Below are 23,861 nucleotides of genomic sequence, written 5' to 3'. Positions count from 1 at the left end.
ATAATAAAGATTTTCAGTAACATGAAAAATTTTTAGCTAAAAATAATTAAAAAAGTGAAACTTTTCCTGATATAATTCGTTTAATATAGTGGGACAAACAATAATTACTATTGGGATGAACTCAATATTTTTTAAAAAGGGATACCTTTTTAAGATGCAGTAGTGTATAATTAATAATATAAATTTTTAATTTATAATAATTTTAATTATTAATATAACCTATTCTGGTAAATCCAATATATATAGTGGATTGTAAATAAAAGAGGAGTGTGAAGAACAAAATGGTAACATTATACACTTCACCTAGTTGTACATCATGCCGAAAAGCAAAATCTTGGCTGGAAGAACATGAAATTCCTTATAAAGAGAGAAATATTTTCTCTGAACCTTTATCAATGGAAGAAATTAAGGAAATTCTCCGAATGACGGAGGATGGAACAGATGAAATTATTTCAACAAGATCAAAAACATTTCAGAAATTGGATGTTAATTTAGATTTTATGCCTCTTCAAGATTTATTTAAATTGATTAGAGAAAATCCTGGACTCCTAAGACGTCCAATTATTATTGATGAGAAACGCCTCCAAGTAGGCTATAACGAAGATGAAATCCGCCGTTTCTTGCCTAGAAAGGTTAGAACTTTTCAATTGCGTGAAGCGCAGCGGATGGTTAATTAACAAAGAAAAGTCTCTTACAAAAGAGGCTTTTTTTTTATAAACTATTTGTGGTTTTTTATTTTTTTTGCTACAATAAAGGGAATATCTAGTATACTTTTTTAAGCCAAAATCTTCTTTTAAGCTGTCTGCTCCACAAGGATAAGCGAGACTGAAAGCGATAGTCTTTGGAGAAGTGTCAGGACGCTTTTCTAAGTAAATAGGCAGATTAATCGTTTTGCCTTATTTTTGGCTTTTTTATTTCCCTTAATAATGATTTTGTCATAAAATGTGAGTACAGGGGTATTTAGTTTTCAGAAGGGGAGGATCCCCTATTAATGGAATAACCCTCTTTATGGGAGTAAATACTATGTAGCATTATCTGCCTGGGGGTATTTTGTCCCTTCAATATGGACAATGGAGGGGAGAGGTAAATATGGAGATTGAGCGTATCAATGAATATACAGTAAAATTTTATATTTCCTACGTTGATATAGAGGAAAGAGGCTTTGATCGTGAGGAAATTTGGTACAATCGCGAACGAAGCGAAGAACTCTTTTGGGAAATGATGGATGAGGTCCATGAGGAAGAAGAATTCTCTATGGAGGGGCCGCTTTGGATACAAGTTCAAGCTCTTGACAAGGGTTTAGAGGTTTTAGTCACAAGAGCACAGTTATCCAAGGATGGACAAAAGTTTGAACTGCCTATTCCCAATGGTAAACTTAAAGATTTGCCTGTTGATGAAAAAATCGAAGAGATTTTAGATCAGCATTTTAATCCTGATTATTCTGATGACGATATCCTTGAAGATGATACTTTAGAATTCATACTTGCCTTTAAAGATTTTGAGGATGTAATCAGTTTGAGTTCCCGGCCAGGCTTAGACAGCATGGTGACAAAACTGTATCACTTTGAAGGAAAATATTATTTATATGTTGAATTCCCTGAAGATTTATTTGAAGAAGAAGAAATTGATGATATGTTAAGTGTCCTGCTTGAGTATGGATATGAAACACAGCTGACTATTCACCGAATTCAGGAGTATGGGAAAGAAATAATTGCAGATAATGTTTTTGCAGAATTGCGAAAACATTTTAACTAACTAAAGTACCGATTTCATCTATATGGAATCGGTATTTTACATATTGAATGATTTGGTAGGTGTGGAAAATGAAAAACACGGTAAGGGTAATCATTTTTCTACTGGCTATATCCATACTATTATTTTTCTTCCGTGACCGGTTGGAGAGTGGAGTCCTTGGATTTCTTAGCGTCATGATTTCATTATCTGTGATTTTTATAGGATTCGTCATCTTTTTAGAAAACCGGCACCCTTCACAAACCATTACATGGCTGGTTGTTCTTGGCGTTTTTCCGTTTGCAGGTTTTATTTTTTACCTTCTCTTTGGCCGGAATTACCGTAAAGAAAAAATGTTCCGGAAAAAGTTTTTTCTTGATAAACAGGCATTTTTAACTGTTGAGGGTGAAGATGACCCAAAAAATGAAGAGAAAAGAGCCTTAATGGGTGAGCATCATGGACAATTATTTACATTGGCTCAAAAGCTCGGAAACAGCCCAATTTCCTTTGAAACCGCTACAAAGGTTTTGACAAATGGGGATGAAACATTCCGTCATATTATCCAGGAACTCAAAAGGGCTAGGCATCATATACATATGGAATATTATATTGTCCGACATGATGAGATTGGGCAGGAAATAAAAAATATCTTAATTGAGAAAGCAAATCAGGGTATCAAGATTAGATTCATGTTTGATGCTGTTGGTTCCTGGCAGCTTTCTAAAAAATATATCAATGATTTAAAAGCTGCGGGTGTAGAAACTGTCCCTTTTGGACCGGTAAAACTTCCGTTTTTGAATAATAAGTTTAATTTTCGTAATCATCGAAAAATTATAGTGATTGATGGCAATATCGGCTTTGTCGGCGGCTTAAATGTTGGTGATGAGTATTTAGGAAGAGATAAAGATTTTGGCTTTTGGCGTGATACGCATTTAATGTTAAGAGGAGAGGCTGTCAGGACGCTCCAGCTGATTTTCCTTCAAGATTGGTATTACATGACCAACCACAGTTTTTTGACGGCTGAGTATTTATCACCGCAATTTGACCATTACAGTCATGGCGGTGTACAGCTGATTGCCGGTGGACCAGATAATGAGTGGAGTATTATTAAGAATATTTTTTTCTCAATGATCACATCTGCGAAAAAATCAGTTTGGATTGCTTCACCATATTTTATTCCTGATGAGGATATTTTTTCAGCCTTAAAGATAGCTGCATTAAGCGATATTGATGTGAGGCTGCTGGTACCTAACCGTCCTGATAAACGCATTGTATTTCATGCATCCAGGTCCTACTTTCCAGAATTGCTTGAAGCCGGTGTGAAAATTTATCAATATGAACGCGGTTTTATGCATAGTAAGATTGTCCTGGTGGATGGTGAATTAGCATCTATTGGAACCTCTAATATGGATATGAGAAGTTTTCATTTGAATTTTGAAGTCAATGCCTTCTTGTTCCGGACTAACAGTACCGAAAAACTTGTTAAGGAATATGAAAGTGACCTAAGATATTCAAAACAAATTGAGTTTGAGACATTTGAACAACGGCATATTGGTTACCGTCTTTTAGAATCAACTGCCAGACTTCTATCGCCGCTCCTTTAAAACCCGTCAGTTTTTGAGGACACTGAGAAACCTTCGTTTTTCTCCAAAATTTTCAAACCACTAATAAGGACGGCTTTAAAATTCATAAATGTGAATTTTAAGTCGCCTTTTTTAGGCAATTGGGCTATTTTGGCCTATCTTTGGTCTATTATTTTCAATATTTTTTTAATATTCACCTAAATATTGCCGTGTACCTTGCAATTGCATGCTAACGAGACCCGAGGATTTGCAACATTGTACCTTTGTCTGTTTTTAATTCGTTGTTTTTAGCGGCTATTTTATACCGCTCTTTTGACTTTTTCTTAAAATAGCAGCAATCTTGAAATTTTTTTGATTTGTATGGATATTTGATTTCATACTTACGGAGTAACCAGCACGCCAGCGGAAAGCAAAGCTGCCAGGAGAGAAAATCAACAACAAAGTTAAAAAGTCATTTTCCTATAAAGGGTATTTTTTCCGTGTCCTCCAGTTTTTGAAGGATTTATTCAAAGGATTTTTGCGGTTTTTGTCGAATATCTAAGTAAGATAAAGGGGGGGTTATATGTTAACAGCATGCACAAAAACTGGACAAACACTGTGTCTTGGAAATGAATACAAGAAGGAAACACTGTTATTAATCCGGGAAAAAGAAGAATTTATTTGTCCTGTCTGTGGGGAGGAGGTTGTCCTTAAAATAGGCGACCAGCGGATTTTCCATTTTGCACATAAACAGGGAGCGGCTTGTTTTGAATCATATGACGGCGAAACCCAAAGACATATGGAAGGAAAGCTCCAGCTGTATCATTGGCTGATAGGACAAAATATACCTGCGATATTGGAATTTTACGATCGGGAAATTGAGCAGCGTCCTGACATTATGTTTCAGTATCAAGGAAAAAAATATGCATTGGAATTCCAATGTTCCTTTCTGCCTGAGCAAGTCTTTTCAAAACGGACAAAAACATATCTTCAAAATGGCTACATACCTCTTTGGATTATTTCAAACCATCATTTGCAAGTTAAGAAAAGAAATATTGCAGCATTATCTAATTTTCATTATCTATTTTTACGGCCATCAGAGACAGGAAAGCTTTATATTCCTGCTTATTGCCCCGAAAAGCACTGCTTCCACTTCCTGGCTTCTATTGTTCCTTTTTCAATAAAAAATGCCTTTACTTATCATGATGCCAACCCGCTAAAGCAAATAAAACTTCAACAATTATTGAATCCGTCAAACCCTTTTAAGAAAGTTGCATTTACGAACTGGGAAAAAGAATTAAACCGGTTTAAAATAAACTGGACCCAAACCCCTGGGGCACGCTCTAATTCCTTTCTAAACGAATTATATAACCGAAATATGAATTTATTTTTATTGCCGCCGGAAATTGGCCTTCCTGTGCCGCATTCCCTTTATATATACACTGCACCGATTGTTTGGCAAGCCTACTTGATGTTAGATGTGCTGTTGAATAAAAAGCCGGGTGATCTTTTAACTGTTAACGAAGTTAGTTTCCATATGAATAAGAGAATAAAGCGAAAAGAGATTATGGTCCGTTCTTTACCGCAGCTTAATAATGTGTCTTTTATGGAACCAGTATTAGATTATTTTTATATACTAGAGCGTTTAGGGATTTTGGGGAAATTTAACGAAACGACTTTTCAGCTTCAACAGAGAATAAAAATACCGAAGTCAAATCATGAGAAGGAAATGGCAAGTTTTGAGTTCCATCAAAAAATAAAAGGATAAGAGCAAAACCAATAAATGAAAATAGTGCATTGGGTATAATATAGTTAGGTATATGTCTTTTCTCCAAAATTAAAAAGGAAAAAGGACCTGATAAAAAGAATATAGTATTGGGAATACAATTTGTATTCCGAAATTATTAAGAATGGAGGATGACTAAATGGTAAATGAATCAGCTGTAAAATCCCTTCCAGCAAGAAGTGAACTCCCAGTTGAAGAAACGTGGAGACTGGAGGATATCTTTGCAAGTGATGAGGAATGGGAAAAGGAATTCAAGGATGTTTTAGGACTTATTCCTGGAATTAAGGAATTTGAAGGAAAATTAGGTGAAAGCGCTGATACTTTTTACAAAGCACTTCAATATGAAGATCAGCTTCTAGAACGAATTGGGAAACTATATACATATTCACATATGAGATATGACCAAGATACAACGAATTCTTTTTACCAGGGATTAGATGACAGGATGAAAAATCTATATTCCCAGGTGGCTAGTGCATTGGCATTCATTGTTCCGGAAATCCTTTCATTGGATGAGAATAAAGTCAGTGGTTTTTTGAATGAAAAACCGGAGTTAAAATTATATGAGCATGCGATTGAGGAAATTAATCTGCAAAGACCCCATGTGTTAAGTGCGGAGCAAGAAGCCTTATTAGCTGAAGCAGGCGAGGTAATGGATACCTCAAGCAATACATTTGGAATGCTGAATAATGCCGATTTGAAATTTCCGGCTATTAAAGATGAAAATGGTGAAGAGGTCGAGGTTACCCATGGCCGTTATACCCGGTTCTTGGAGAGCAGTGACCAAAGAGTAAGACATGATGCTTTTAAAGCAGTCTATAAAACATATGGAGATTTTAAAAATACGTTTGCGAGCACATTGAGCGGCAATGTGAAAAAAAATAATTTCAATGCAAGGGTAAGAAAATATGATTCTGCCAGACATGCGGCACTTTCAGCAAACAATATACCTGAAAGTGTTTATGATAATCTGGTGAACACGGTAAATGAAAATCTCCATCTATTACATCAGTATGTAAGCTTACGTAAGAAGGTATTGGGGTTAAATGAGCTTCATATGTACGATTTATATACGCCGCTAGTGAAAGATGTAAAAATGGAAATTAAATATAATGAGGCAAAAGACATTGTGTTAAAAGGTCTAGCCCCATTAGGCGAGGACTATGCAAATGTATTAAAACAAGGATTTGAAAACCGCTGGGTAGATGTTCATGAAAATAAAGGGAAGCGCAGCGGTGCATACTCGTCAGGTTCCTATGGAACAAATCCATATATCCTTTTGAATTGGCAGGATAATGTGAATAATTTATTCACTTTAGCACATGAATTCGGCCACTCGGTGCATAGTTACTATACAAGGAAATCACAGCCATATCCATATGGAAACTATTCAATCTTTGTTGCAGAAGTCGCTTCAACCTGCAATGAAGCACTGCTGAATGATTATCTTTTAAAAACAATTGATGATGAACAAAAACGGATTTACCTTTTAAATCATTATTTAGAAGGATTCCGTGGTACTGTGTTCCGCCAGACGATGTTTGCTGAATTTGAACATTTAATTCATCAAAAAGCACAAAATAATGAAGCTTTAACGGCAGACTCCTTAACAGAAATTTATTATGATCTTAATAAAAAGTATTTCGGAGACGAAATTGTAATCGATGAGGAAATTGGTCTGGAATGGGCAAGAATTCCGCATTTCTATTACGACTATTATGTATATCAATATGCAACTGGTTTCAGTGCGGCAACGGCATTAAGCAAGCAAATCCTTGAAGAAGGAAAGCCTGCGGTAAAACGCTATATTGATTTCCTTAGTGCTGGAAGTTCTGATTACCCAATTGAGGTGCTAAAAAAAGCAGGAGTTGATATGACGAGTGAAGCTCCGGTTAAAAATGCACTTAAAGTGTTTGAGGAAAAGCTCGGGGAATTGGAGCAGCTGTTAACTCATAATTAAGAAGCAGGCTGGCGCAGAATGGGTGCCAGCCTTTTTAAAATCCTTTAAATTTTCTGCTGTTATTTATGTATAACAGCAGAACTAAAATAGAGAGGAATAATAATGGCACGCTGATCAATAAAGAAAATATTTTCATAAGGGCTAGTATGTGAAGAAAAAAAGCGACAACAAAAAAGAGGGCCATCACGATGTAAGGTAACTTCCTCACGATTAAGATTCCACCTTTAAAAGGGATTCATTTAAACAGTATTTCTACAAGTCTATTGTCCAGCTCAAAGAATTATGACTTTTTGACAATTGTGTGAAATGGACGCTATCTTATTGTTCTTATTTCACCTAAATGCTATATTGAATACGTGAAGTTGATCACCAACAAACATAAACCCCTTTGTTTGACCGTGAAAAATTTCTCCCATCCCCTTTGTTCGTATTATGAAAAATGCCCTGCAACGATTGTTGCAAGGCATTTTTTTTCACCATAAAAATGAGCAGGATATATATCCATTTTTGACTATTCTTCTTCCAAATACCGCCAAAATGTTCCATATTTTGCGGGGATTTGTTCCACTACATGTTTAAGAAGCAGCTTTTTCATTTCTTTTTCAACCTGGGCAATTGGCATATTGTAAACAACTGCAATTTCCTTGGATGCAACAAATTTAAAATGCTTTAAAAAGCTTTCTAATGAAGGAGGAGATGCTTTTTCTGGTTTTTCAGAAAGCATTTCTTCAAGTATTTGAACATATACCTCATACGGGTAGGAGCCGGTAATTTTAATGCCCTCATCTTCCACATTTTCATTAAAAAAAACTAATGTTGGGATTTCAGTTACATCCATCTCAGTCGTTATTTTTAAGTCACATTGGAAAGCCTTCGCGGCACTTTCGGAATGCATATCATTTACAAATTCCGATACATCTAATCCCGCACCCTTTGCACATTCTTCAAGAACATCCAAATCAGAAATATTCTGTTTTTCAAGAAATAAAACCTCTTGCATCCTGCGTAAAAAACGAATCCCTGCACGTCTTCCTTGCAGTTCTGCAGCTTTTAAGGCAAGTGAAACATTGTAAGGAGCATCTACTGGATTCTCGAGCCATAGGCTTCCATCACAGGACATCCCCGATCTGCTCGCTGTTTTTTCCCAGACTTTAGCAAGGTTCTCGTAATTTTTTTTATTGCTAAGGTTTAAACTTGCCAATCTTCCACTTAGAACATGCTTTAATGAAAAATATCTCCCATATTCAATCCGCAGCTTTTTTATAATAGGTTCAAGGGCCCAGCATTCAGGGCAAAGCGGGTCGATAAACATGTAAATTTCAATCGGCTTTTTATCATGGCAGTAACAATTTTTTTTTGAGCCAAGATACCAAGAGTTATTCACGAAATGTCACCATCAATTTCTTCACCCGAACGTTGGGGTGTTATTCATCGTAAGTTCATTGTAGCAATGCCCATTTCATATCACAAATTAATTGCTTTAGTTTTCCCAATCATGAAGTTCACATATTATTAATGTGTACAAAGAACCAGGGTTTTAAAAGAAATAAAAATGAAGAACAAAAGGTTATAAATTGCTGTCCTGTGAATATTTTTGCTCATAAAAACGTTGGATTTTATTTTTCGTTTTCCGGATTGGAATTTCAAATTGCTTCAACAGTTCATTGAAAACTCCTTTCCCTTCTTGGTAATCTGCCGCTTCAAATTCAAGCTCAAAATCCTCTTTATTTAAATAAATGCTGTGATCAAGGACAAGCAGTCCATTTTTATACTTTAGTTCGACACGATTTGTGAGAAGAGAACCGAAGTATTTAATTTTAGGAAATTGAATCCCTTCTTTTTCAATTATTTTTTCAATTTCTCCGGGAGGAAGAACACCCGACTGAATGGCGTTTGATACTTCTTTTTGGTTTACCATTTGATTTGTTTCGAGTAACCCGACTTGTTGCGGCTGCTTTAGTGTCATTTCAAATTGGTCTTGTTTTTTACGGATTCGTAATGCAGAACCCTTGCTTTTTAGAGAAAATTCAGCTGTATCAAAATAATGATTTTCCTGTGAGAAAATTTGATATTCCTCGATATGAAATTCTCTCAGCAGCCTTTCATACTCTTGTTTTGTAAGCATATTTTTAAATTCTATTTCTATATTTTGTGTCAATATAATCAACCTTTCATTTAAATTCCATCCACTCCCCACTGTAATTCTTGGGAGAATTGGCTGTAATATGCTAAAATAAGGGTGTTAAACGTTAGGGGGAAGAAGATGAAGCAAAGAATAACTATCACAAATGCAAGTATAACTGAAATGAAGCTTCAATTAGAAGTATCTGACTCACTTAGGGGTTTAATACCAGCAGGACAAATCCTCGTCGATTCTGAACATTGCTCCTTTATCTATTTAATGGAGGACCAAGAGGATTATACATATATCGTTATACCAGAACAGCAATGGACAGTCATTAAAACGGGTATAGACAGAACATTGCCAGTCTATCTTAAGGGAACTGATCAGGAATTGGAACTAGTTCAGTTTCAAGAGGAATTAGACTTCATTATCAGCAATATTAAAGGTAATAGTAATTATGGAAATGAAATGGTCCAAAAGGTAGAAGATATTTTTTGATTCACCTCTGTTAAAGAGTGGTGTTGATTTTTTATTATTCTGTTGATTGCAGCAAAAGGCAGTAAAACTCTTCGTAAATGCTAACGCATTTCCTTCGGTGCGTCGGTGGATTCAGAGATGTATATCAATGTCCTGCGAAGTACGTGCCAGGGGGGAGGCTTACGAAACGTCCTCGAACCGCTTGTGCCTCCTTCAAACAGTTATCGCTTTTATTCGTGTGATGCCAATGCTTGAGAAACCTTCATTGTCGAGCAAAAATCAACAGCCAAGTTTACATAACTTTTCATTTAAAAATAGTACAGATCTTTTGAATATATGAATTATCCAGCTTCAGCGCCAAGCACCTCGTAGGCAAATAATCTTCTGCACTAAAATGTAAAGAGAGGCTTTCAGGGCAGAAGTACATTTGCTATGCCTGATGCTGACCGAGGCGCTATCGTTTTTTTAAATTTGCATCGAGGTGGATTGAATGAAGCATTGGGACCAATTTTTAGCTCCTTATAAACAGGCAGTTGATGAACTAAAAGTAAAATTAAAAGGTATGAGGGGGCAATTTTACCTTGACTCTGATCATTCACCTATAGAATTCGTTACAGGCAGAGTGAAACCAATCGCCAGTATTCTTGATAAGGCAAATCAAAAAGGAATACCGCTTGATAAATTAGAAGAGGAAATGCAGGATATTGCAGGACTCCGGATTATGTGCCAGTTTGTAGAGGATATTCGTTTGGTGGTGGAAATACTAAGAAACCGAAACGACTTTGAAATAATGGAGGAGAGAAATTATATTTCTCATAAAAAAACAAGCGGTTACCGTTCTTATCATGTAGTCATTCAGTATCCAGTCCAAACTATTCATGGGGAAAAGAAAATTTTGGCAGAAATACAAATCCGGACGCTGGCAATGAATTTTTGGGCGACCATTGAGCATTCTCTTAACTATAAGTATAAAGGTGTATTTCCTTCCGATATTCAAATGCGGCTTAAAAGGGCGGCAGAAGCAGCTTTCCGTTTGGATGAGGAAATGTCATTAATACGCGGTGAGATTAAAGAGGCACAGGCTTTTTTTACAAGAAAAAAAGAATTGAAGCAGGAAGAGAAAAATTAAAAGTATTTAAATGAGGAGTAAAGATATGAAATTTGCGATTACGTCAAAAGGGGATCAAAAATCAAATATATTGATGCATAAAATTAGGACGTATTTACTCGACTTTGATTTATCTTATGATGAAGATCAGCCTGATATCGTAATTTCGATTGGCGGGGATGGCACTTTACTCTACGCTTTTCACCGTTACAGCAGCAGGCTGAGTAAAACGGCTTTTGTTGGAATTCATACGGGTCATCTTGGCTTTTATGCGGATTGGATCCCTGACGAAATCGAAAAACTTGTCATTGCGATTGCCAAAACTCCTTTTCAAGTAGTGGAATATCCGCTTCTTGAGGTCATCATCCGTTACTCTCATGCCGGCAAAGAAGCAAGGTATTTAGCCCTAAATGAATCAACAGTTAAAAGTATTGATGGAACTCTCGTCATCGATGTTGAAATCCGCGGACAGCATTTTGAACGTTTCAGGGGAGATGGATTGTGTGTATCGACGCCATCCGGGAGCACCGCATATAATAAGGCACTTGGCGGGGCTATCATTCATCCATCTATTTCTGCTATCCAGGTGGCAGAGATGGCTTCAATCAACAATAAAGTATTTAGGACAGTCGGGTCTCCGCTAATACTCCCGGCACATCATACCTGCCTTTTAAAACCGGTAAACCGCTCTGATTTTCAGGTAACCATTGATCATTTAACATTACTGCATAAAGACGTAAAATCGATCCAGTTTAGGGTTCCAGAAGAAAAAATACGGTTTGCCCGTTTTCGTCCGTTCCCATTCTGGAAAAGAGTTCATGATTCTTTTATTTCAGATTAAGGTTGTATTAGGAGAGAACAGATGACATCACGATTTAATTTGAAGTGGTGTATAAAAGAACAAAATGCAGGATTACAGATCAAGGATTTCTTGAAAAATGAGGATATTTCACGTACGGCATTGACGGATATAAAATTTAAAGGCGGAAGTATCCGTATAAACGGAGAAGATGTAAATGTTAGATATGTTCTCCAAACTGGTGATGAACTAATGGTGGCCTTTCCTCCCGAAATACCCAGCGAGGGTGCCAAAGGAGAGGAACTGCCGCTTACCATTTTATTTGAGGATGAATTTCTTCTAGTTGTGAATAAGCCGCCGGAAATGAATACAATCCCATCCAGGGAACATCCATCTGGCAGTTTAGCGAATGCCCTTGTTGGATATTATCAAAGGCAAGGTTTGGGTGCAGCTCCCCATATAGTTACGCGGCTTGACCGGAATACGTCAGGAATTGTTTTAGTCGCTAAACACCGTCATGTACATCATTTGTTTAGCATAATGCAGCGTAAAAGGAAGGTGGAAAGGACCTACGAAGCCTTCGCAAGCGGCAATATAGCAGATTCCAGCGGGACGATTACAGCCCCTATAGGACGAAAAGATAGCAGTATTATTGAACGGGAAGTTCGTGAAGATGGTCAGTATGCATGTACCCATTATCATGTGCTTGAAAGATTTCCATCATTTACACATGTAGAGCTAAACCTAGGGACAGGCCGCACTCATCAAATCAGGGTTCATATGGCTTTCATCGGACACCCGCTAATTGGTGACGATTTATATGGAGGTCCTATTAATAGGAAATTAAACCGCCAGGCATTGCATTGTAAAAAATTAAAATTTGAACATCCATTTACAGGGGAGGAAATGTGCTTTACCGCACCGCTTCCTGATGATTTGTTTCAACTCTTAGAGGCTGACTAGAAGGCAGCCTCTTTTTTAGCTTTTCTAATCAAATTGTTTAAATTTTTCCTCGAGATATGGCATAGTAGAAGGGGCAGAAATTAACTTCATTTCTGGATATCTTAATGCCGTAAGTTTGCCGCCAAATACTGCACCAGTGTCTATGTTATAGGTATGGTTGATCATCCTTGGTTCCTTTACAGGTGTATGACCGTAGACAATCCATGATGTGCCTGTATAGTTTTTGGCCCAATCTTTTCTAACTGGTGTACCATCGGGATTTTTTTCTCCGGTAATGTCTCCGTAAAAGACAAATTGTTTGACCTTTGCATCCTGCTTTCCAATGTATTTCTGTTTAATTCCTGCGTGGGCAATGATCAGTTTTTCATTGTCTAAAACTGCATAAAGAGGAGCGTTTTCATACAACTGGATAAATTTATTACGAATGGACTGCTGGTCTTTTTTATATAATGATTCATATTCAGCCACAGTTGTTTCAAGTCCATGGGTAATTTGAACCTTGTTGCCAAGAAAGAAACGGTACAGCTTATTGCAGTGATTTCCTGGTGTATAGACAGCTTTTTTCTGCACCATCACAAGCTGCCACACAATATTGATCATTTTCAGCGATTCAGGCCCGCGGTCTGTTAAATCACCAACAAATCCAAGGATTCGTTTGTCTGGGTGGAGAGGGATTCCACTATCCCATTTATACCCAAGTTGACTTGTAAGTTCCTTGAATTCATGATAGCATCCGTGAATATCACCAATAATATCAATTTTCATAATCAAGCCACCTTATTTTTTCTAAAATAAATTTAATGTTAGGCTTTTAAGAGGAGGCGTAAAATGGAACAGCATGTTTCAATCACTTCATTGCTTATTGTGGTCACAATGGCGTTTTTAACACCCATTATTTTACATCGTTTAAAATTAAATTTTATACCCGTTGTTGTAGCAGAAATTATTATGGGTCTTATCTTAGGAAAGAGCGGATTTAATATTGTTCACGAAGACATGTGGCTTTCTACACTATCAACACTTGGTTTTATTTTTCTAATGTTTCTGAGCGGTTTAGAGATTGACTTCTCTGCATTTACCGGTGGAAAAAAGCGTGAAATTCTCCCAAATGGCAAAAAGGAACCAAACTCATTTGCAGTATCTTCGATTATTTTTGGCGGTATTTTTGTCCTTTCTTTAGGTCTATCCTATTTATTCGTACTGGCAGGTTTCATTGATAATGCTTTTCTCATGACGCTGATCATATCCACCATCTCATTGGGGGTGGTTGTGCCAACACTAAAAGAGGCACATTTAATGAAGACAGTTATTGGTCAAATTATTTTATTAATAGCCGTCATAGCAGACCTAGCAACTATGATTTTATTAGCTGTTTTTGTCTCAATTTATGAACCTAACCATGAAAATACATGGCTGCTCCTTGTCCTATTTGCTGCTGGTATCATCCTTTATTTTCTTGGAAAAATGTTCAAAAGCCGTACTTTTGTCGAGACATTGTCAACTGGAACGGTACAAATCGGTACAAGAGCTGTCTTTACCTTGATTATTGTTTTAGTAGGCTTATCTGAAACAGTAGGGGCAGAGAATATATTGGGGGCTTTCTTGGCGGGAGTCCTGGTTTCACTATTATCACCAAATCAAGAATTGGTGCATAAGCTTGACTCATTTGGATATGGGTTTTTAATTCCAATCTTCTTCGTAATGGTCGGAGTAGAACTTGATATTTGGTCATTGCTTAGTGAAAAAAAGCTGTTGCTGCTAATTCCACTCTTACTTATCGGTTTATTGGTTTCTAAACTTATTCCAGTATACCTGCTTAAAATTTGGTATGACACAAAAACAGTGATCTCATCTGTCTTTTTGTTAACCTCGACATTATCGCTGGTTATAGCAGCTGCAACGATAGGTGAAAGGATTGGAGTAATTACCGAACAAATGAAAGGAACATTAATTTTAGTAGCCGTGATTACCTCCATTTTGACACCAATTGTGTTTAAAAAGTTATTCCCGAAAGAGACTGTAGTTCATAAAAAAATTCCGGTTTCATTTCTTGGTGCTAATCAGATTACTTTACCAGTATCTAGGGAATTAAAATCCGGATTATATGATCCAGTTCTTTATCATCCTAAAATAGAGAAGGCGGAAAAGCCGGTTAATAATTCGCTGTTTGAAATCGAGGACATTGCAGATTATTCGTTAGATACCATAGAAGATACGAGGGTATTTCAATCTGAAGTGGTAGTTATTTCAACTGGAAATGAAGAACTAAATGCAAGATTGGCCATTGCCGCTAAAGAGAAAGGCGTTCCGCGCGTAATTGTCCGAATTGAACAGCCCGAACTGGAGAAAAATCTGCGGGATCACCAAGTTGAGGTATTTTCTTCCTTTATGTCCACAAAGGCTTTACTTCGGGCAATGATTGAATCACCGAATGTGATTAATATTTTGACAAACCAAGATACTGGACTTTATGAAATTGTTATGAAGAATGAAGAGTATGAAGGAATGTCTTTAAGAAGGTTCCCATTTACTGGAGATGTTATTATTGTCCGTATTTTCCGTGGAAACGATTCAATCGTACCTCATGGCGATACGGAGCTGCAGATGTTTGACCGCTTAATTGTTACTGGTTCAAAAGAATATGTTGATGAACTGAAAAGGGAATTAGAATTCAGTGAGAATGCAAAAAGTTTTTATTAGGGATTTTTAAGACAACAACCCTTTAATTGGAAGTTACACTGTAAACAGGAATGGATGTATATTAAAGGATACTAAAAAAAGACCGCATTCGGTCTTTTTTTAGTATCCTAATATTAACCAATAATATTGTAGCCGGAGTCAACGTAAACGATTTCTCCTGTTACGCCTCGTGATAGATAGCTTAACATCGCAACTGCCATATCTCCAACTTCTTCTTGTGTAACATTACGTTTTAAAGGTGCTTTTTCTTCAATAATCCTCAGGATGTCATTAAAGCCAGGAATGCCTTTTGCTGCAAGTGTTCTAATTGCCCCAGCTGAAATAGCATTTACTCTGATATCATCTTTTCCTAATTCAAGAGCTAAATATCTTACGCTTGATTCAAGAGCTGCTTTTGCTACCCCCATAAGGTTGTATTTTTCTACTGCACGTTGGGCGCCTAGATAACTCATAGTGACAATAGAACCGCCTTCTGTCATAAAAGGTTTAGCTTCTCTTGCAATGGCAATTAATGAATAGGCACTTGTATCATGTGCAAAGGCAAAACCATCTCTTGAAGTATTAATAAACTCTCCATGTAAATCTTCAGCGTGTGCAAAAGCGATGGAATGAACTAGTCCGTGTATGACCCCCACTTTTTCGCCAATTTCCGTAAAAGCTTTGTGAATACTTTCATCATCATTTGCGTCACATTGGAAAATCATATCTGTGGGATGCCCGTTTTTTTCTAATAGCTTCGTCAATTTTTGCAGGGATCTGTCTAAACGATATGTATAAATTACATTAGCACCAGCTTTGTAAAGAGATTGTGCAATGCCCCAAGCAATACTCCGCTCGTTGGCAATCCCAGTCACAACCACGTTTTTTCCTTCTAATTTTAGTAAATCTTCCATTTCATCCTCCAAAATAATTATTGTTAGTTAATTATCTACATTTTTATTATATATGGTTTTAGCATCTGATACTATATTTGAAATAACATTTACTATTATTCATTCATTGTGCCCTAGTATTTGAATTACAAACAAGAGTAAAATGTGCTTTTATACATCGATAAGTTGTATTGAACTTTTATTATTTTTTTCCCTTACAAATTAGTTTAATGAAAATGAAGAAGTGAGGTCAGGAAGTTTGAAACCTGGTATCCTGGTTTTCGAGTTACGCTCTTTAGCCGGGAATATTACTGGCTTTTTTGCATGGTACTGGAAAATTACCGTTAACGCGTATAGGCATTTAGCATACATATAGAGTGTAGAGATGTGACAGGAGGTGAGATTGATGCCCAAAAAGAAAATCAGGGGACCGCTGCTATTTATTAATCAGACATTCCAAAGAACACCACTTAACTCTAATATGCAGGAAGTATACACATACAAACCTGGTGGAAACGAACATTTAGAGGAAGAGAAGGGGATAGAAGAAAAGACAATAAAGCCATTAAAAAATATAGATCAATTTGAGGAACCTATACCGATTGAACTGGAAAGATTTGAAGACACCCAAACTGAGGCTGTTTTACAGCAAAAAGAAACAAAACATCCTGCCTTAAAGCGGGTCAAACCATTTAATGAGATGAATATATCTGAAAGAATTGACTACCTGCTCAATATTCCAAAAGTCCTTCCGCCTATCCCATGTGTTTTTTATACTGCTGCAAACCGAAATTACCAAGGATATCTCACTGATTACGAAGATAATGAAGTCACGATTCAATTTCATAATAAAACAACCAAAACAATTCCGGTTGATGAAATACAAAACATCATCATGATTGGATTAAAAAGGTAATAGAAAAGGGCCAGCCGTTTAACGACTGGCCATTTGATTCGTTATTAATCGCAAATTCCTAAGTTTACATCGGCGATACATTGGATAGCACAGAAGCAGCTTAAATCAACTGTAACACATTCATCTGTTGAATTGAAATTGTTGACTTCGCATAAAGCTCCAAGGTTAACGCAGCATCCGGAACCGCCTTTTGTAGTAGTATTGAGAAGATTTACTGGAGTTTCAGTGGTCCCTGTGATGTTTGTAGGTTCTAAAACTCGAAGTGTTGCACAGCAATTATCGAAAACATCTTCTACGCGGAAATAAACTGATAAGCAAAAAGGATTACCATCTTGTGAAAAGAATGCACTAAATGGTGTTCCATCGGCTGTTTTAAGCATAAACACCCGTGTATCTGCATTTGCAGGGGATACCAGTGAACCAAGCGGCTCGTTAAAACAGCTGGTACATGGCTGGCATTCTTCTGCGGCGACAGCTTGTTGGAGATCATTAATTGCGCGAACTACTTGGCATACACAATTTCCACTACCCATATCGTGGTGAGATTTTCCACAACCCATTTATTTTTCCTCCTTAATCTAATATATATATCTTACATTACTAACATATTTCATGACGGCCATTTGGGTTACGGACAATTGCCTTATTTAGCAAAATTAGGCGCATGAATTAAGGAAGAAGGGAAGGTTTGTTATATGAAGGATATCACCTTTTTACAGTTATTGATTTTGTCCTTTGCCAGCTTTAGGCTGACAAGATTATTGGTTTTTGATAAAATTACTGAATTTTTAAGAGCTCCTTTTTTCGATGAAGTTGAAATGGAAAATGAAGTGGGAGAACTAGAGGTTTATTATTCACCCAAGCAAAGAGGTTTTAAGCATTTCATGGGGGAACTCTTGAGCTGCTACTGGTGCACCGGAATTTGGATGGCAGCACTCGTTGTCGCAATTTTTTTCCTTTTCCCAGTATATTCTGTCCCGATTATTCTGATTCTGGCAATCGCGGGTATTGCCTCATTGATTGAAACAATTATTCAGCGAATTATTGAAAAATAAGAATATTGTTTAGACAAGGTCAGTCTTTTTTTCATATCTTACTAGAGAGAATAAATCGGTGGTAAAAGGGGAGAAGAAAATGAAGCAGAGAAAAACAAATGTAAAAAAGAGTAAGTCTGCAAATTCTAATTTGGTTAAAAAACAAGGCTGCGGCTGCGGAAAAAAGAAGAGTAAATAAATGGTAAAAACTGCTGGAGAAACTCCGGCAGTTTTTTAATTCCAATTTAGTCATAATTTTAGATGATATCGAAAAAACTATATGGTACTAATGAATGTTGATTTTATCGAGAAGGGAAAGAAAAATATATGTTTACCATTCGTCCTTTGCTGTTATTTTCTATCATTTTTGTACTTGCCTCCTGTAGTCAGAACCAAGAGGTGAAGGACAGCCAGTTAGCTCTTATGAAAACAACCAATCCCGGACCAGTGGTTACGGATCATGATGGACAGAGCTTAGGGAAAAGTATTAAAGAGGATGTTGAGACCTTTCCACAGCTGTATGATATAGCGATTGTAAAAGGGGAAAAAGATATCCTTGTCGTGTATAAAGTGAAACATCTTCAGCGATTTCGGATGAAGAAAATTGAAAAAGAAGTAACTAAGAAGCTGGAAAAGAAATATCCGGATGAGAAATTTACAGTATCCAGTGATTATAAAATTTTTCTAGAGGCAGTCAGGCTGGAGGAAAAAATAAAGTCAGAAAAATTTACAAAAAAACAAGCCGAAAAACGATTAAAGGAAATAATTAAAATGACAGAAGACTTAAAGTAAGAAAGGAAGAAGAAGATGGCAAGCAAGCAAAAGAAAATGACGCCCCAGCAGCAAAATTATCAACAAATACAGCAAAAACATGAAATTAAAAGACCAGTTCTGAAAAATTGTATAAAGGCATTTTGGGTTGGCGGTCTATTTTGTGTTGTAGGTCAGGCAGTGAGTTATTTCTACATATACTTTTTTAACTTTACCGAGCAAAGTGTTGGTAATCCAACCGTTGCAACCATGGTCTTTTTCGCTATGCTGTTAACAGGTTTCGGTGTTTATGACCGGATTGGACAATTTGCAGGAGCAGGCAGTGCTGTCCCTGTAACTGGATTTGGTAATGCAGTGATCTCTGCCTGCATTGAACATCGTACAGAAGGATTTGTTCTTGGTGTTGGCGGCAATATGTTCAAGCTCGCGGGATCAGTAATCCTGTTTGGCGTTTTTTCAGCCTTTGTTGTTGCATTAATAAAAACGTTACTGAGTATCTGGGGGGGATTGTAATTGTTACAGGGACATCAATCATGGGTCTTTGACAAGCGGCCAATGATTTCAGCAACGGGAGTAACAGGGGGACCGTTTGAAGCAAATGGAAAACTTGCAAACGAATTTGATCTTCTATTTGAAGATCTTTGGATTGGACAGGACTCTTATGAAAAGGCACATCGGGTATTAATTGAAGAGGCGGCAAAAATTGCCTTAAAAAAAGGAAAAATTGAAAAAGAACAGGTTCAGTTTTTGTTTGCCGGGGATTTAATTAACCAAATTACACCAACCAGTTTTGCGGCTCGGACATTGCAAATTCCATACTTTGGTCTTTTCGGCGCTTGTTCCACATCGATGGAAGGTTTGGCTTTAGCCTCCTTTGTCGTCAATTACCAAAGTGCAAAATACGTTTTAACAGGTGCTGCCAGTCATAATGCCGCAGCTGAACGGCAGTTCCGATATCCAACGGAATATGGCGGGCAAAAGCCGCCAACAGCTCAATGGACAGTTACCGGTGCCGGAATTGCACTCATCCAGCCAAATGATCCTGACCAAAATGTACCGGTTACAATTTCCGCGACCATTGGAAAGGTCATTGATATGGGGCTAACGGACCCATTTAATATGGGAGGTGCGATGGCACCTGCAGCAGCAGATACCATTATGGCCCATTTTCGTGATTTGCAATTAGACCCTTCTTATTATGATTTAATTATTACCGGTGACCTTGGCAGAATAGGACATGATATCGCATTTGAATTAATTAATAAAAGCGGACTTAAATTAGAAAGAAAACAATTTCAAGACTGCGGACTGCTGATTTATAAAGAAGATCAGCCAGTAAATGCCGGTGCAAGCGGTGCAGCATGTTCAGCAACCGTTCTTTATGGACATTTGCTAAATGAAATGAAAAAAGGCACCTACAAGCGAATTTTGGTTGTGGCTACCGGTGCTTTATTATCTCCGCTAAGCTTTCAGCAAAATGAGTCAATACCGTGTATAGCTCATGCTGTTGCAATAGAAATGAATAATTCTTGAGGGGTGATATACTTGTTTGCAATGTTTTTTTGGGCATTTGTCGTTGGAGGACTCATTTGTGTAATCGGACAGCTTTTATTTGATGTTGCAAAATTAACACCTGGCCATACATTAAGTCTGATGGTTGTCATCGGAGCAGTATTAGATGGTTTTGGATTATATGAGCCTCTTGTGGATTTCGCCGGTGCAGGGGCGACTATCCCAATTACCAGCTTTGGGAATTCATTAGTGCATGGGGCACTTCAAGATGCTGACAAACACGGAATAATTGGTGTGTTAACTGGCATGTTCCAGGTAACGAGCTCCGGTATATCCGCTGCGATTGTATTTGGTTTTATAGGTGCACTGCTGTTTAAACCTAAAGGATAAATGCTTATTTTTCGCTCAATTAATTGATATGCTTGCCATTGCCTATACACATCCTTTAGTGATTTCATATGTTATTAATGAGATAACTAAAGTGAGGTGACTTTATCTATGTGCTTCGGAGGATATGGCGGATATGGCTATGGCGGAGGCTTCGGCTATGGCGGAAGCTTCGTATTAATCGTTGTATTGTTCATTCTTTTAATTATTGTCGGCGCTAGCTGGTATTAATTAATTGAAGGAAGGCTGTGGAAAGGGTTGGTCAAATTGGCCAGCCCTTTCTTTGCACCATTTTCTTGCTCCTTCATACAATAAAGTAGTTAATGAAGGAGTGTGAGTTTTGAACATGGATAATGGTTTCTTTAAGAATATAGAAAAGAAAACCGGCGTGAACATGAAAGATGTTTTTGATTTAGCCAATTCCTTACAGAATGCTAATTTCAGGGATGAAAAAACTGTTCGCAGTGTCATTAAAAGAGTTTCCAAGCTTGCAAACAAACCAGTAAGCAGAGATCTAGAAGATCAAATTGTCAAGACGATTATTAATGACGGCAGTAAGCTGAATTTCGATACCATTTCAAAAATGATTAATAAAAAATAGTTAAAAAGGCCCGTTTCCCTATGGAAATTGGCCTTTTTAACTACTTTAATAAAGGTTTTAAGAATCTGGAGCGGTTTGCATTTTTACCGCGTCTTGTTTCTGGTGCAGAGATTAACAGCTCTTCCTGTGCTCTGGTCATTGCCACGTAAAATAACCGGCGTTCTTCTTCGAGTCCAGCGAAATCACCATTTCTTGCACTATCCAGGGAGTAATCGTGCGGGATACTTCCATCGACAGCACCAAGCAAATATACAATTTTGTATTCCAGCCCTTTTGACCGGTGAATAGTACTTAATGTAATTGCATCCGTAAAATGTCTGCTTAATTTCTTAATTTCTTTGTTCATTGCAGATATATGTTCTGAATGAGCTATCAGAGCCTCAATGGTTTCAAAACTTTTCGCTGCCACCTTTAAATCTTTTAAGTCATCTGATCCTTTTTCAATTTGACTGGCTTCACTGCCGCGCTTTTTAAGAAAATCAAGAAACCCAATATCCTTTTCGATTTTTTCTACTGCTTTTACAGGATCCAGCTCTTTAAGGCTTCGGATTAATGGAACAGCTTTTTTTAGTTTCTTTTCTTGAAACGCATGGGTGGTTTTTAAATAAGATACTCCTTCAAGAAAACTGCAATCCTCTAGGATGCTGATAGCCTTGATGTCTTTTAGTAAAGACTGTTTTAAAAATAACAATGGCAATATTTCAGAAAGACTTTTAGCATCATCTTCATTTAAACTGACTTTAAGAAAGGACAGCACACATCTTACTATATAACGGTCATAGAAGGAATCGCTATCTTGATCAATTTTAAATGGAAGGCTTGAGCCTGCCAATCTTTCAAAAATAGCACGTGATCCTGCATTTGTACGATATAGAATAGCAAAGTCGCCTGGCTTTGCCCCTTTTAAAATTCTCTCCTGCATATCCGTTACAATCATGGTGGCTTCTTCTTCCTCATCATAAGGGAAAAAAATGAAAGGCGGGGTGCCGCTTGAAAATTGTGCTTTCATTTGCTTTAGCTTCCGATTTTTATTTAGCGCAATCATTTGATTGGCTGATGAGACAATCTCATGTGCAGAGCGGTAATTTTGATCCAATGTAATGACCTTTGCAGATGGAAAATCTTTTTCGAAATCCAGCAAATAACTTGGATCACTCCCCCTGAATGAATAAATGGCTTGATCATCGTCACCAACGGCACAGACATTTTTATGCTTGCTGGACAATAATTTCATCAGTTCGTATTGCACCTTATTGATATCTTGAAATTCATCGATTAAAAAATATTGAAAACGATTTTGATAATACTCAAGAAGCTTAGGAGTTGTCCGAAACAGCTGATAACAGCCTAGAAGCATATCATCAAAATCGAATAACCCGTTATGCTTTTTATACTCTTCATATCTTTTGTATAAATAATGCACCTTTTCTTCCCAATCAGTTGAAGGCTTAATTTCTTGTGGACTAGTTAATGAGTTTTTCCAATAACTAATTTGCTGCAGTGCCGCGTCAAAGGCAAATTCTTTTTCGGATAAATCCAATTCCGTCCCTGCTTCTTTCAGTATTTTTTCACGCTGCCATTCTTTTTTTAATAGTTTGTCACTAGCCCAGTTTGCGCCATCATGAAACATGAGAATACGATAAAAGATGCTATGAAACGTTCCAGTTAATAGCGGTTGGATATTTTTTTTAGTCATTTTGGGATATGAGTGCAGCCTGTTCTTCATTTCAGCAGCAGCTTTTGAGGTGAAAGTGACTAACATGATGGAACGAGGGTCGATTTGTTCGACATTCAGCATGAAAGCTGTCCTCGCTGTCAGTACCCTTGTTTTTCCGCTTCCGGCCCCAGCCAGCACTAATAAGGAACCATCCGTATTGGTAACGGCAGCAGCTTGATTTTCATCTAACATCACTCCATTTTCCGCGAGAAGCTGAAGGTAAGAAGAATGAACAGAGTATTCATCACAGCTTTTTTCATTGGCAAAGGCTGGAGATTTAACGGCTAAAGCTCTCTTAAAAAGTTTTACTGAAGGTGCGGTTTCAATAATGGTTCTTCCTTGAGGAACTCTAAAACCATTTCTTTCAATGTAATGGCTGCTTACTTTTTGTTCAATAAGCGGTTCAGGGCATTCTTTTTCCGGAGAATGGGTATGAAAAAAACAAGGTTCTCTCCGAATGCCAAGGAAAAGCTGGACTTTTTCTTTACAATTGGGACAATGTAATTCATTATTTTTTCCAGCATTATATAATTTTTGATATTCTTCACGATTTAATTGTTCAAGTGTAATCGTCTGATTTCGATAAACAGCTGTTTTCATTATAAGTACCTCTGTTTCAAAAAATAACACATGTTCTATCATAACAAATGATGAAGCTGCCTGAAAGACCTTTTAGACATCAAAAAGCACCTGCCAATGAGCAAGTGCTTCCTTTGTGCGCTTGGCAGCGCTTCGCTCTAGAGGGTGCAAGTCCCTAACATGCCGTTGTGGCGGAAATGTATAGCTGACAGGTAGTGCGAGTATCGTGAGATTTCGTGCGGAGGACTTGAAGGCAAAACT

The 23,861-nt window shown here is 37.3% G+C and carries 24 protein-coding genes; 18 read left to right on the top strand and 6 right to left on the bottom strand.

All coding sequences use genetic code 11. The features are described from left to right. Nucleotides 1-281 precede the first annotated feature (281 nt). The 5 genes from spxA to pepF all read left to right on the top strand — a co-directional run bounded on the left by spxA (nucleotide 282) and on the right by pepF (nucleotide 7,039). A complete protein-coding gene (gene spxA / locus M3183_RS18025) occupies nucleotides 282-677 on the top strand; it encodes a transcriptional regulator SpxA (RefSeq protein ID WP_251471888.1) in 396 nt (131 codons plus the stop codon). Nucleotides 678-1,089: 412 nt separating this feature from the next. Next, nucleotides 1,090-1,755, top strand: coding sequence for an adaptor protein MecA (gene mecA / locus M3183_RS18020; RefSeq protein WP_251471886.1), 666 nt, complete (start codon nucleotides 1,090-1,092; stop codon nucleotides 1,753-1,755). A 68-nt stretch (nucleotides 1,756-1,823) separates the two neighbouring features. Further along, complete coding sequence (cls, locus tag M3183_RS18015) at nucleotides 1,824-3,335, top strand: cardiolipin synthase (RefSeq protein WP_251471884.1); 1,512 nt, start codon at nucleotides 1,824-1,826, stop codon at nucleotides 3,333-3,335. Nucleotides 3,336-3,876: 541 nt separating this feature from the next. Continuing rightward, complete coding sequence (locus M3183_RS18010; protein ID WP_251471877.1) at nucleotides 3,877-5,061, top strand: competence protein CoiA; 1,185 nt, start codon at nucleotides 3,877-3,879, stop codon at nucleotides 5,059-5,061. Between the two features lie 157 nt (nucleotides 5,062-5,218). Beyond that, nucleotides 5,219-7,039 (top strand): oligoendopeptidase F, encoded by a 1,821-nt coding sequence (pepF, locus tag M3183_RS18005; RefSeq protein ID WP_251471875.1) that lies wholly within the window; start codon nucleotides 5,219-5,221, stop codon nucleotides 7,037-7,039. 511 nt (nucleotides 7,040-7,550) lie between these two features. On the opposite strand, the gene M3183_RS18000 is transcribed toward pepF, so the two are convergent. Then, nucleotides 7,551-8,423 carry a ClpXP adapter SpxH family protein gene (locus M3183_RS18000; RefSeq protein ID WP_251471874.1) on the bottom strand — a complete coding sequence of 291 codons (873 nt, stop codon included), beginning with the start codon at nucleotides 8,421-8,423 and terminating at the stop codon, nucleotides 7,551-7,553. 183 nt (nucleotides 8,424-8,606) lie between these two features. Further along, entirely contained in the window at nucleotides 8,607-9,197 is a 591-nt protein-coding gene (locus M3183_RS17995) for a CYTH domain-containing protein (RefSeq protein ID WP_251471873.1), read from the bottom strand. 105 nt (nucleotides 9,198-9,302) lie between these two features. On the opposite strand from M3183_RS17995, the gene M3183_RS17990 reads away from it, so the two are divergent. The 4 genes from M3183_RS17990 (at nucleotide 9,303) to M3183_RS17975 (ending at nucleotide 12,511) form a co-directional block, all read left to right on the top strand. After that, the gene (locus tag M3183_RS17990; protein WP_251471872.1) at nucleotides 9,303-9,662 is read left to right on the top strand and encodes a UPF0738 family protein; all 360 of its coding nucleotides are present in this window, start codon (nucleotides 9,303-9,305) and stop codon (nucleotides 9,660-9,662) included. Nucleotides 9,663-10,131: 469 nt separating this feature from the next. Next, nucleotides 10,132-10,770: a GTP diphosphokinase gene (gene yjbM / locus M3183_RS17985; protein ID WP_251471871.1), complete on the top strand. Its 639-nt coding sequence runs from the start codon at nucleotides 10,132-10,134 to the stop codon at nucleotides 10,768-10,770. Between the two features lie 25 nt (nucleotides 10,771-10,795). Next, nucleotides 10,796-11,590 carry an NAD kinase gene (locus M3183_RS17980; RefSeq protein WP_251471870.1) on the top strand — a complete coding sequence of 265 codons (795 nt, stop codon included), beginning with the start codon at nucleotides 10,796-10,798 and terminating at the stop codon, nucleotides 11,588-11,590. A gap of 21 nt (nucleotides 11,591-11,611) precedes the next feature. Continuing rightward, nucleotides 11,612-12,511, top strand: coding sequence for an RluA family pseudouridine synthase (locus tag M3183_RS17975; protein WP_251471869.1), 900 nt, complete (start codon nucleotides 11,612-11,614; stop codon nucleotides 12,509-12,511). Between the two features lie 24 nt (nucleotides 12,512-12,535). Here M3183_RS17975 and prpE read toward each other — a convergent pair whose 3' ends face one another. Next, nucleotides 12,536-13,276, bottom strand: a complete 741-nt coding sequence (gene prpE / locus M3183_RS17970; protein WP_251471868.1) for a bis(5'-nucleosyl)-tetraphosphatase PrpE — start codon at nucleotides 13,274-13,276, stop codon at nucleotides 12,536-12,538. A 63-nt stretch (nucleotides 13,277-13,339) separates the two neighbouring features. On the opposite strand from prpE, the gene M3183_RS17965 reads away from it, so the two are divergent. Beyond that, nucleotides 13,340-15,211, top strand: coding sequence for a monovalent cation:proton antiporter family protein (locus tag M3183_RS17965; protein WP_251471867.1), 1,872 nt, complete (start codon nucleotides 13,340-13,342; stop codon nucleotides 15,209-15,211). A gap of 113 nt (nucleotides 15,212-15,324) precedes the next feature. Here M3183_RS17965 and fabI read toward each other — a convergent pair whose 3' ends face one another. Then, nucleotides 15,325-16,104, bottom strand: a complete 780-nt coding sequence (fabI, locus tag M3183_RS17960; RefSeq protein WP_251471866.1) for an enoyl-ACP reductase FabI — start codon at nucleotides 16,102-16,104, stop codon at nucleotides 15,325-15,327. A 385-nt stretch (nucleotides 16,105-16,489) separates the two neighbouring features. On the opposite strand from fabI, the gene M3183_RS17955 reads away from it, so the two are divergent. Continuing rightward, nucleotides 16,490-16,999, top strand: a complete 510-nt coding sequence (locus tag M3183_RS17955) for a CotO family spore coat protein (RefSeq protein ID WP_251471865.1) — start codon at nucleotides 16,490-16,492, stop codon at nucleotides 16,997-16,999. Nucleotides 17,000-17,043: 44 nt separating this feature from the next. Here the strand turns inward: M3183_RS17955 and M3183_RS17950 are convergent, their stop codons facing one another. Continuing rightward, nucleotides 17,044-17,559, bottom strand: a complete 516-nt coding sequence (locus M3183_RS17950) for a CotY/CotZ family spore coat protein (protein ID WP_251471864.1) — start codon at nucleotides 17,557-17,559, stop codon at nucleotides 17,044-17,046. Between the two features lie 135 nt (nucleotides 17,560-17,694). Between M3183_RS17950 and M3183_RS17945 the strand changes: the two genes are divergently transcribed. From M3183_RS17945 to spoVIF, 7 genes are all read left to right on the top strand, one after another. Further along, nucleotides 17,695-18,054 carry a DUF1360 domain-containing protein gene (locus M3183_RS17945; RefSeq protein WP_251471863.1) on the top strand — a complete coding sequence of 120 codons (360 nt, stop codon included), beginning with the start codon at nucleotides 17,695-17,697 and terminating at the stop codon, nucleotides 18,052-18,054. A gap of 306 nt (nucleotides 18,055-18,360) precedes the next feature. Next, nucleotides 18,361-18,825: a sporulation protein gene (locus tag M3183_RS17940; RefSeq protein ID WP_251471862.1), complete on the top strand. Its 465-nt coding sequence runs from the start codon at nucleotides 18,361-18,363 to the stop codon at nucleotides 18,823-18,825. Between the two features lie 15 nt (nucleotides 18,826-18,840). Further along, a complete protein-coding gene (gene spoVAC / locus M3183_RS17935; RefSeq protein ID WP_251471861.1) occupies nucleotides 18,841-19,317 on the top strand; it encodes a stage V sporulation protein AC in 477 nt (158 codons plus the stop codon). Beyond that, nucleotides 19,318-20,337, top strand: coding sequence for a stage V sporulation protein AD (gene spoVAD, locus M3183_RS17930; protein WP_251471860.1), 1,020 nt, complete (start codon nucleotides 19,318-19,320; stop codon nucleotides 20,335-20,337). Nucleotides 20,338-20,349: 12 nt separating this feature from the next. Next, nucleotides 20,350-20,706 carry a stage V sporulation protein AE gene (gene spoVAE, locus M3183_RS17925; protein ID WP_251471859.1) on the top strand — a complete coding sequence of 119 codons (357 nt, stop codon included), beginning with the start codon at nucleotides 20,350-20,352 and terminating at the stop codon, nucleotides 20,704-20,706. 108 nt (nucleotides 20,707-20,814) lie between these two features. Further along, nucleotides 20,815-20,934, top strand: a complete 120-nt coding sequence (locus M3183_RS17920; RefSeq protein WP_251471858.1) for a YjcZ family sporulation protein — start codon at nucleotides 20,815-20,817, stop codon at nucleotides 20,932-20,934. A gap of 115 nt (nucleotides 20,935-21,049) precedes the next feature. Beyond that, nucleotides 21,050-21,304, top strand: a complete 255-nt coding sequence (gene spoVIF, locus M3183_RS17915; RefSeq protein WP_251471967.1) for a sporulation-specific transcription regulator SpoVIF — start codon at nucleotides 21,050-21,052, stop codon at nucleotides 21,302-21,304. Nucleotides 21,305-21,344: 40 nt separating this feature from the next. On the opposite strand, the gene M3183_RS17910 is transcribed toward spoVIF, so the two are convergent. After that, nucleotides 21,345-23,621, bottom strand: coding sequence for a UvrD-helicase domain-containing protein (locus tag M3183_RS17910; RefSeq protein ID WP_251471857.1), 2,277 nt, complete (start codon nucleotides 23,619-23,621; stop codon nucleotides 21,345-21,347). Nucleotides 23,622-23,861 lie beyond the last annotated feature (240 nt).

This window comes from Neobacillus mesonae (genome assembly GCF_023715155.1).
Classification (GTDB): Bacteria; Bacillota; Bacilli; order Bacillales; family Cytobacillaceae; genus Neobacillus; species Neobacillus mesonae_A.
Note: the sequence above shows the minus strand (reverse complement) of the source record. Positions and strands in the feature narration are given on the sequence as shown.

Bases quoted from the DNA above. Each gene is read 5' to 3' on its own strand.
- M3183_RS17955 (WP_251471865.1), top strand. From the start codon at position 16,490: ATGCCCAAAAAGAAAATCAGGGGACCGCTGCTATTTATTAATCAGACA.
- M3183_RS17975 (WP_251471869.1), top strand. From the start codon at position 11,612: ATGACATCACGATTTAATTTGAAGTGGTGTATAAAAGAACAAAATGCA.
- M3183_RS17940 (WP_251471862.1), top strand. From the start codon at position 18,361: ATGTTTACCATTCGTCCTTTGCTGTTATTTTCTATCATTTTTGTACTT.
- M3183_RS17910 (WP_251471857.1), bottom strand. From the start codon at position 23,621: ATGAAAACAGCTGTTTATCGAAATCAGACGATTACACTTGAACAATTA.
- yjbM (WP_251471871.1), top strand. From the start codon at position 10,132: ATGAAGCATTGGGACCAATTTTTAGCTCCTTATAAACAGGCAGTTGAT.
- prpE (WP_251471868.1), bottom strand. From the start codon at position 13,276: ATGAAAATTGATATTATTGGTGATATTCACGGATGCTATCATGAATTC.
- M3183_RS18010 (WP_251471877.1), top strand. From the start codon at position 3,877: ATGTTAACAGCATGCACAAAAACTGGACAAACACTGTGTCTTGGAAAT.
- M3183_RS17950 (WP_251471864.1), bottom strand. From the start codon at position 17,559: ATGGGTTGTGGAAAATCTCACCACGATATGGGTAGTGGAAATTGTGTA.
- spxA (WP_251471888.1), top strand. From the start codon at position 282: ATGGTAACATTATACACTTCACCTAGTTGTACATCATGCCGAAAAGCA.
- M3183_RS17920 (WP_251471858.1), top strand. From the start codon at position 20,815: ATGTGCTTCGGAGGATATGGCGGATATGGCTATGGCGGAGGCTTCGGC.
- spoVAC (WP_251471861.1), top strand. From the start codon at position 18,841: ATGGCAAGCAAGCAAAAGAAAATGACGCCCCAGCAGCAAAATTATCAA.
- spoVIF (WP_251471967.1), top strand. From the start codon at position 21,050: ATGGATAATGGTTTCTTTAAGAATATAGAAAAGAAAACCGGCGTGAAC.
- pepF (WP_251471875.1), top strand. From the start codon at position 5,219: ATGGTAAATGAATCAGCTGTAAAATCCCTTCCAGCAAGAAGTGAACTC.
- fabI (WP_251471866.1), bottom strand. From the start codon at position 16,104: ATGGAAGATTTACTAAAATTAGAAGGAAAAAACGTGGTTGTGACTGGG.
- M3183_RS17990 (WP_251471872.1), top strand. From the start codon at position 9,303: ATGAAGCAAAGAATAACTATCACAAATGCAAGTATAACTGAAATGAAG.
- M3183_RS17965 (WP_251471867.1), top strand. From the start codon at position 13,340: ATGGAACAGCATGTTTCAATCACTTCATTGCTTATTGTGGTCACAATG.
- cls (WP_251471884.1), top strand. From the start codon at position 1,824: ATGAAAAACACGGTAAGGGTAATCATTTTTCTACTGGCTATATCCATA.
- M3183_RS17945 (WP_251471863.1), top strand. From the start codon at position 17,695: ATGAAGGATATCACCTTTTTACAGTTATTGATTTTGTCCTTTGCCAGC.
- mecA (WP_251471886.1), top strand. From the start codon at position 1,090: ATGGAGATTGAGCGTATCAATGAATATACAGTAAAATTTTATATTTCC.
- M3183_RS17980 (WP_251471870.1), top strand. From the start codon at position 10,796: ATGAAATTTGCGATTACGTCAAAAGGGGATCAAAAATCAAATATATTG.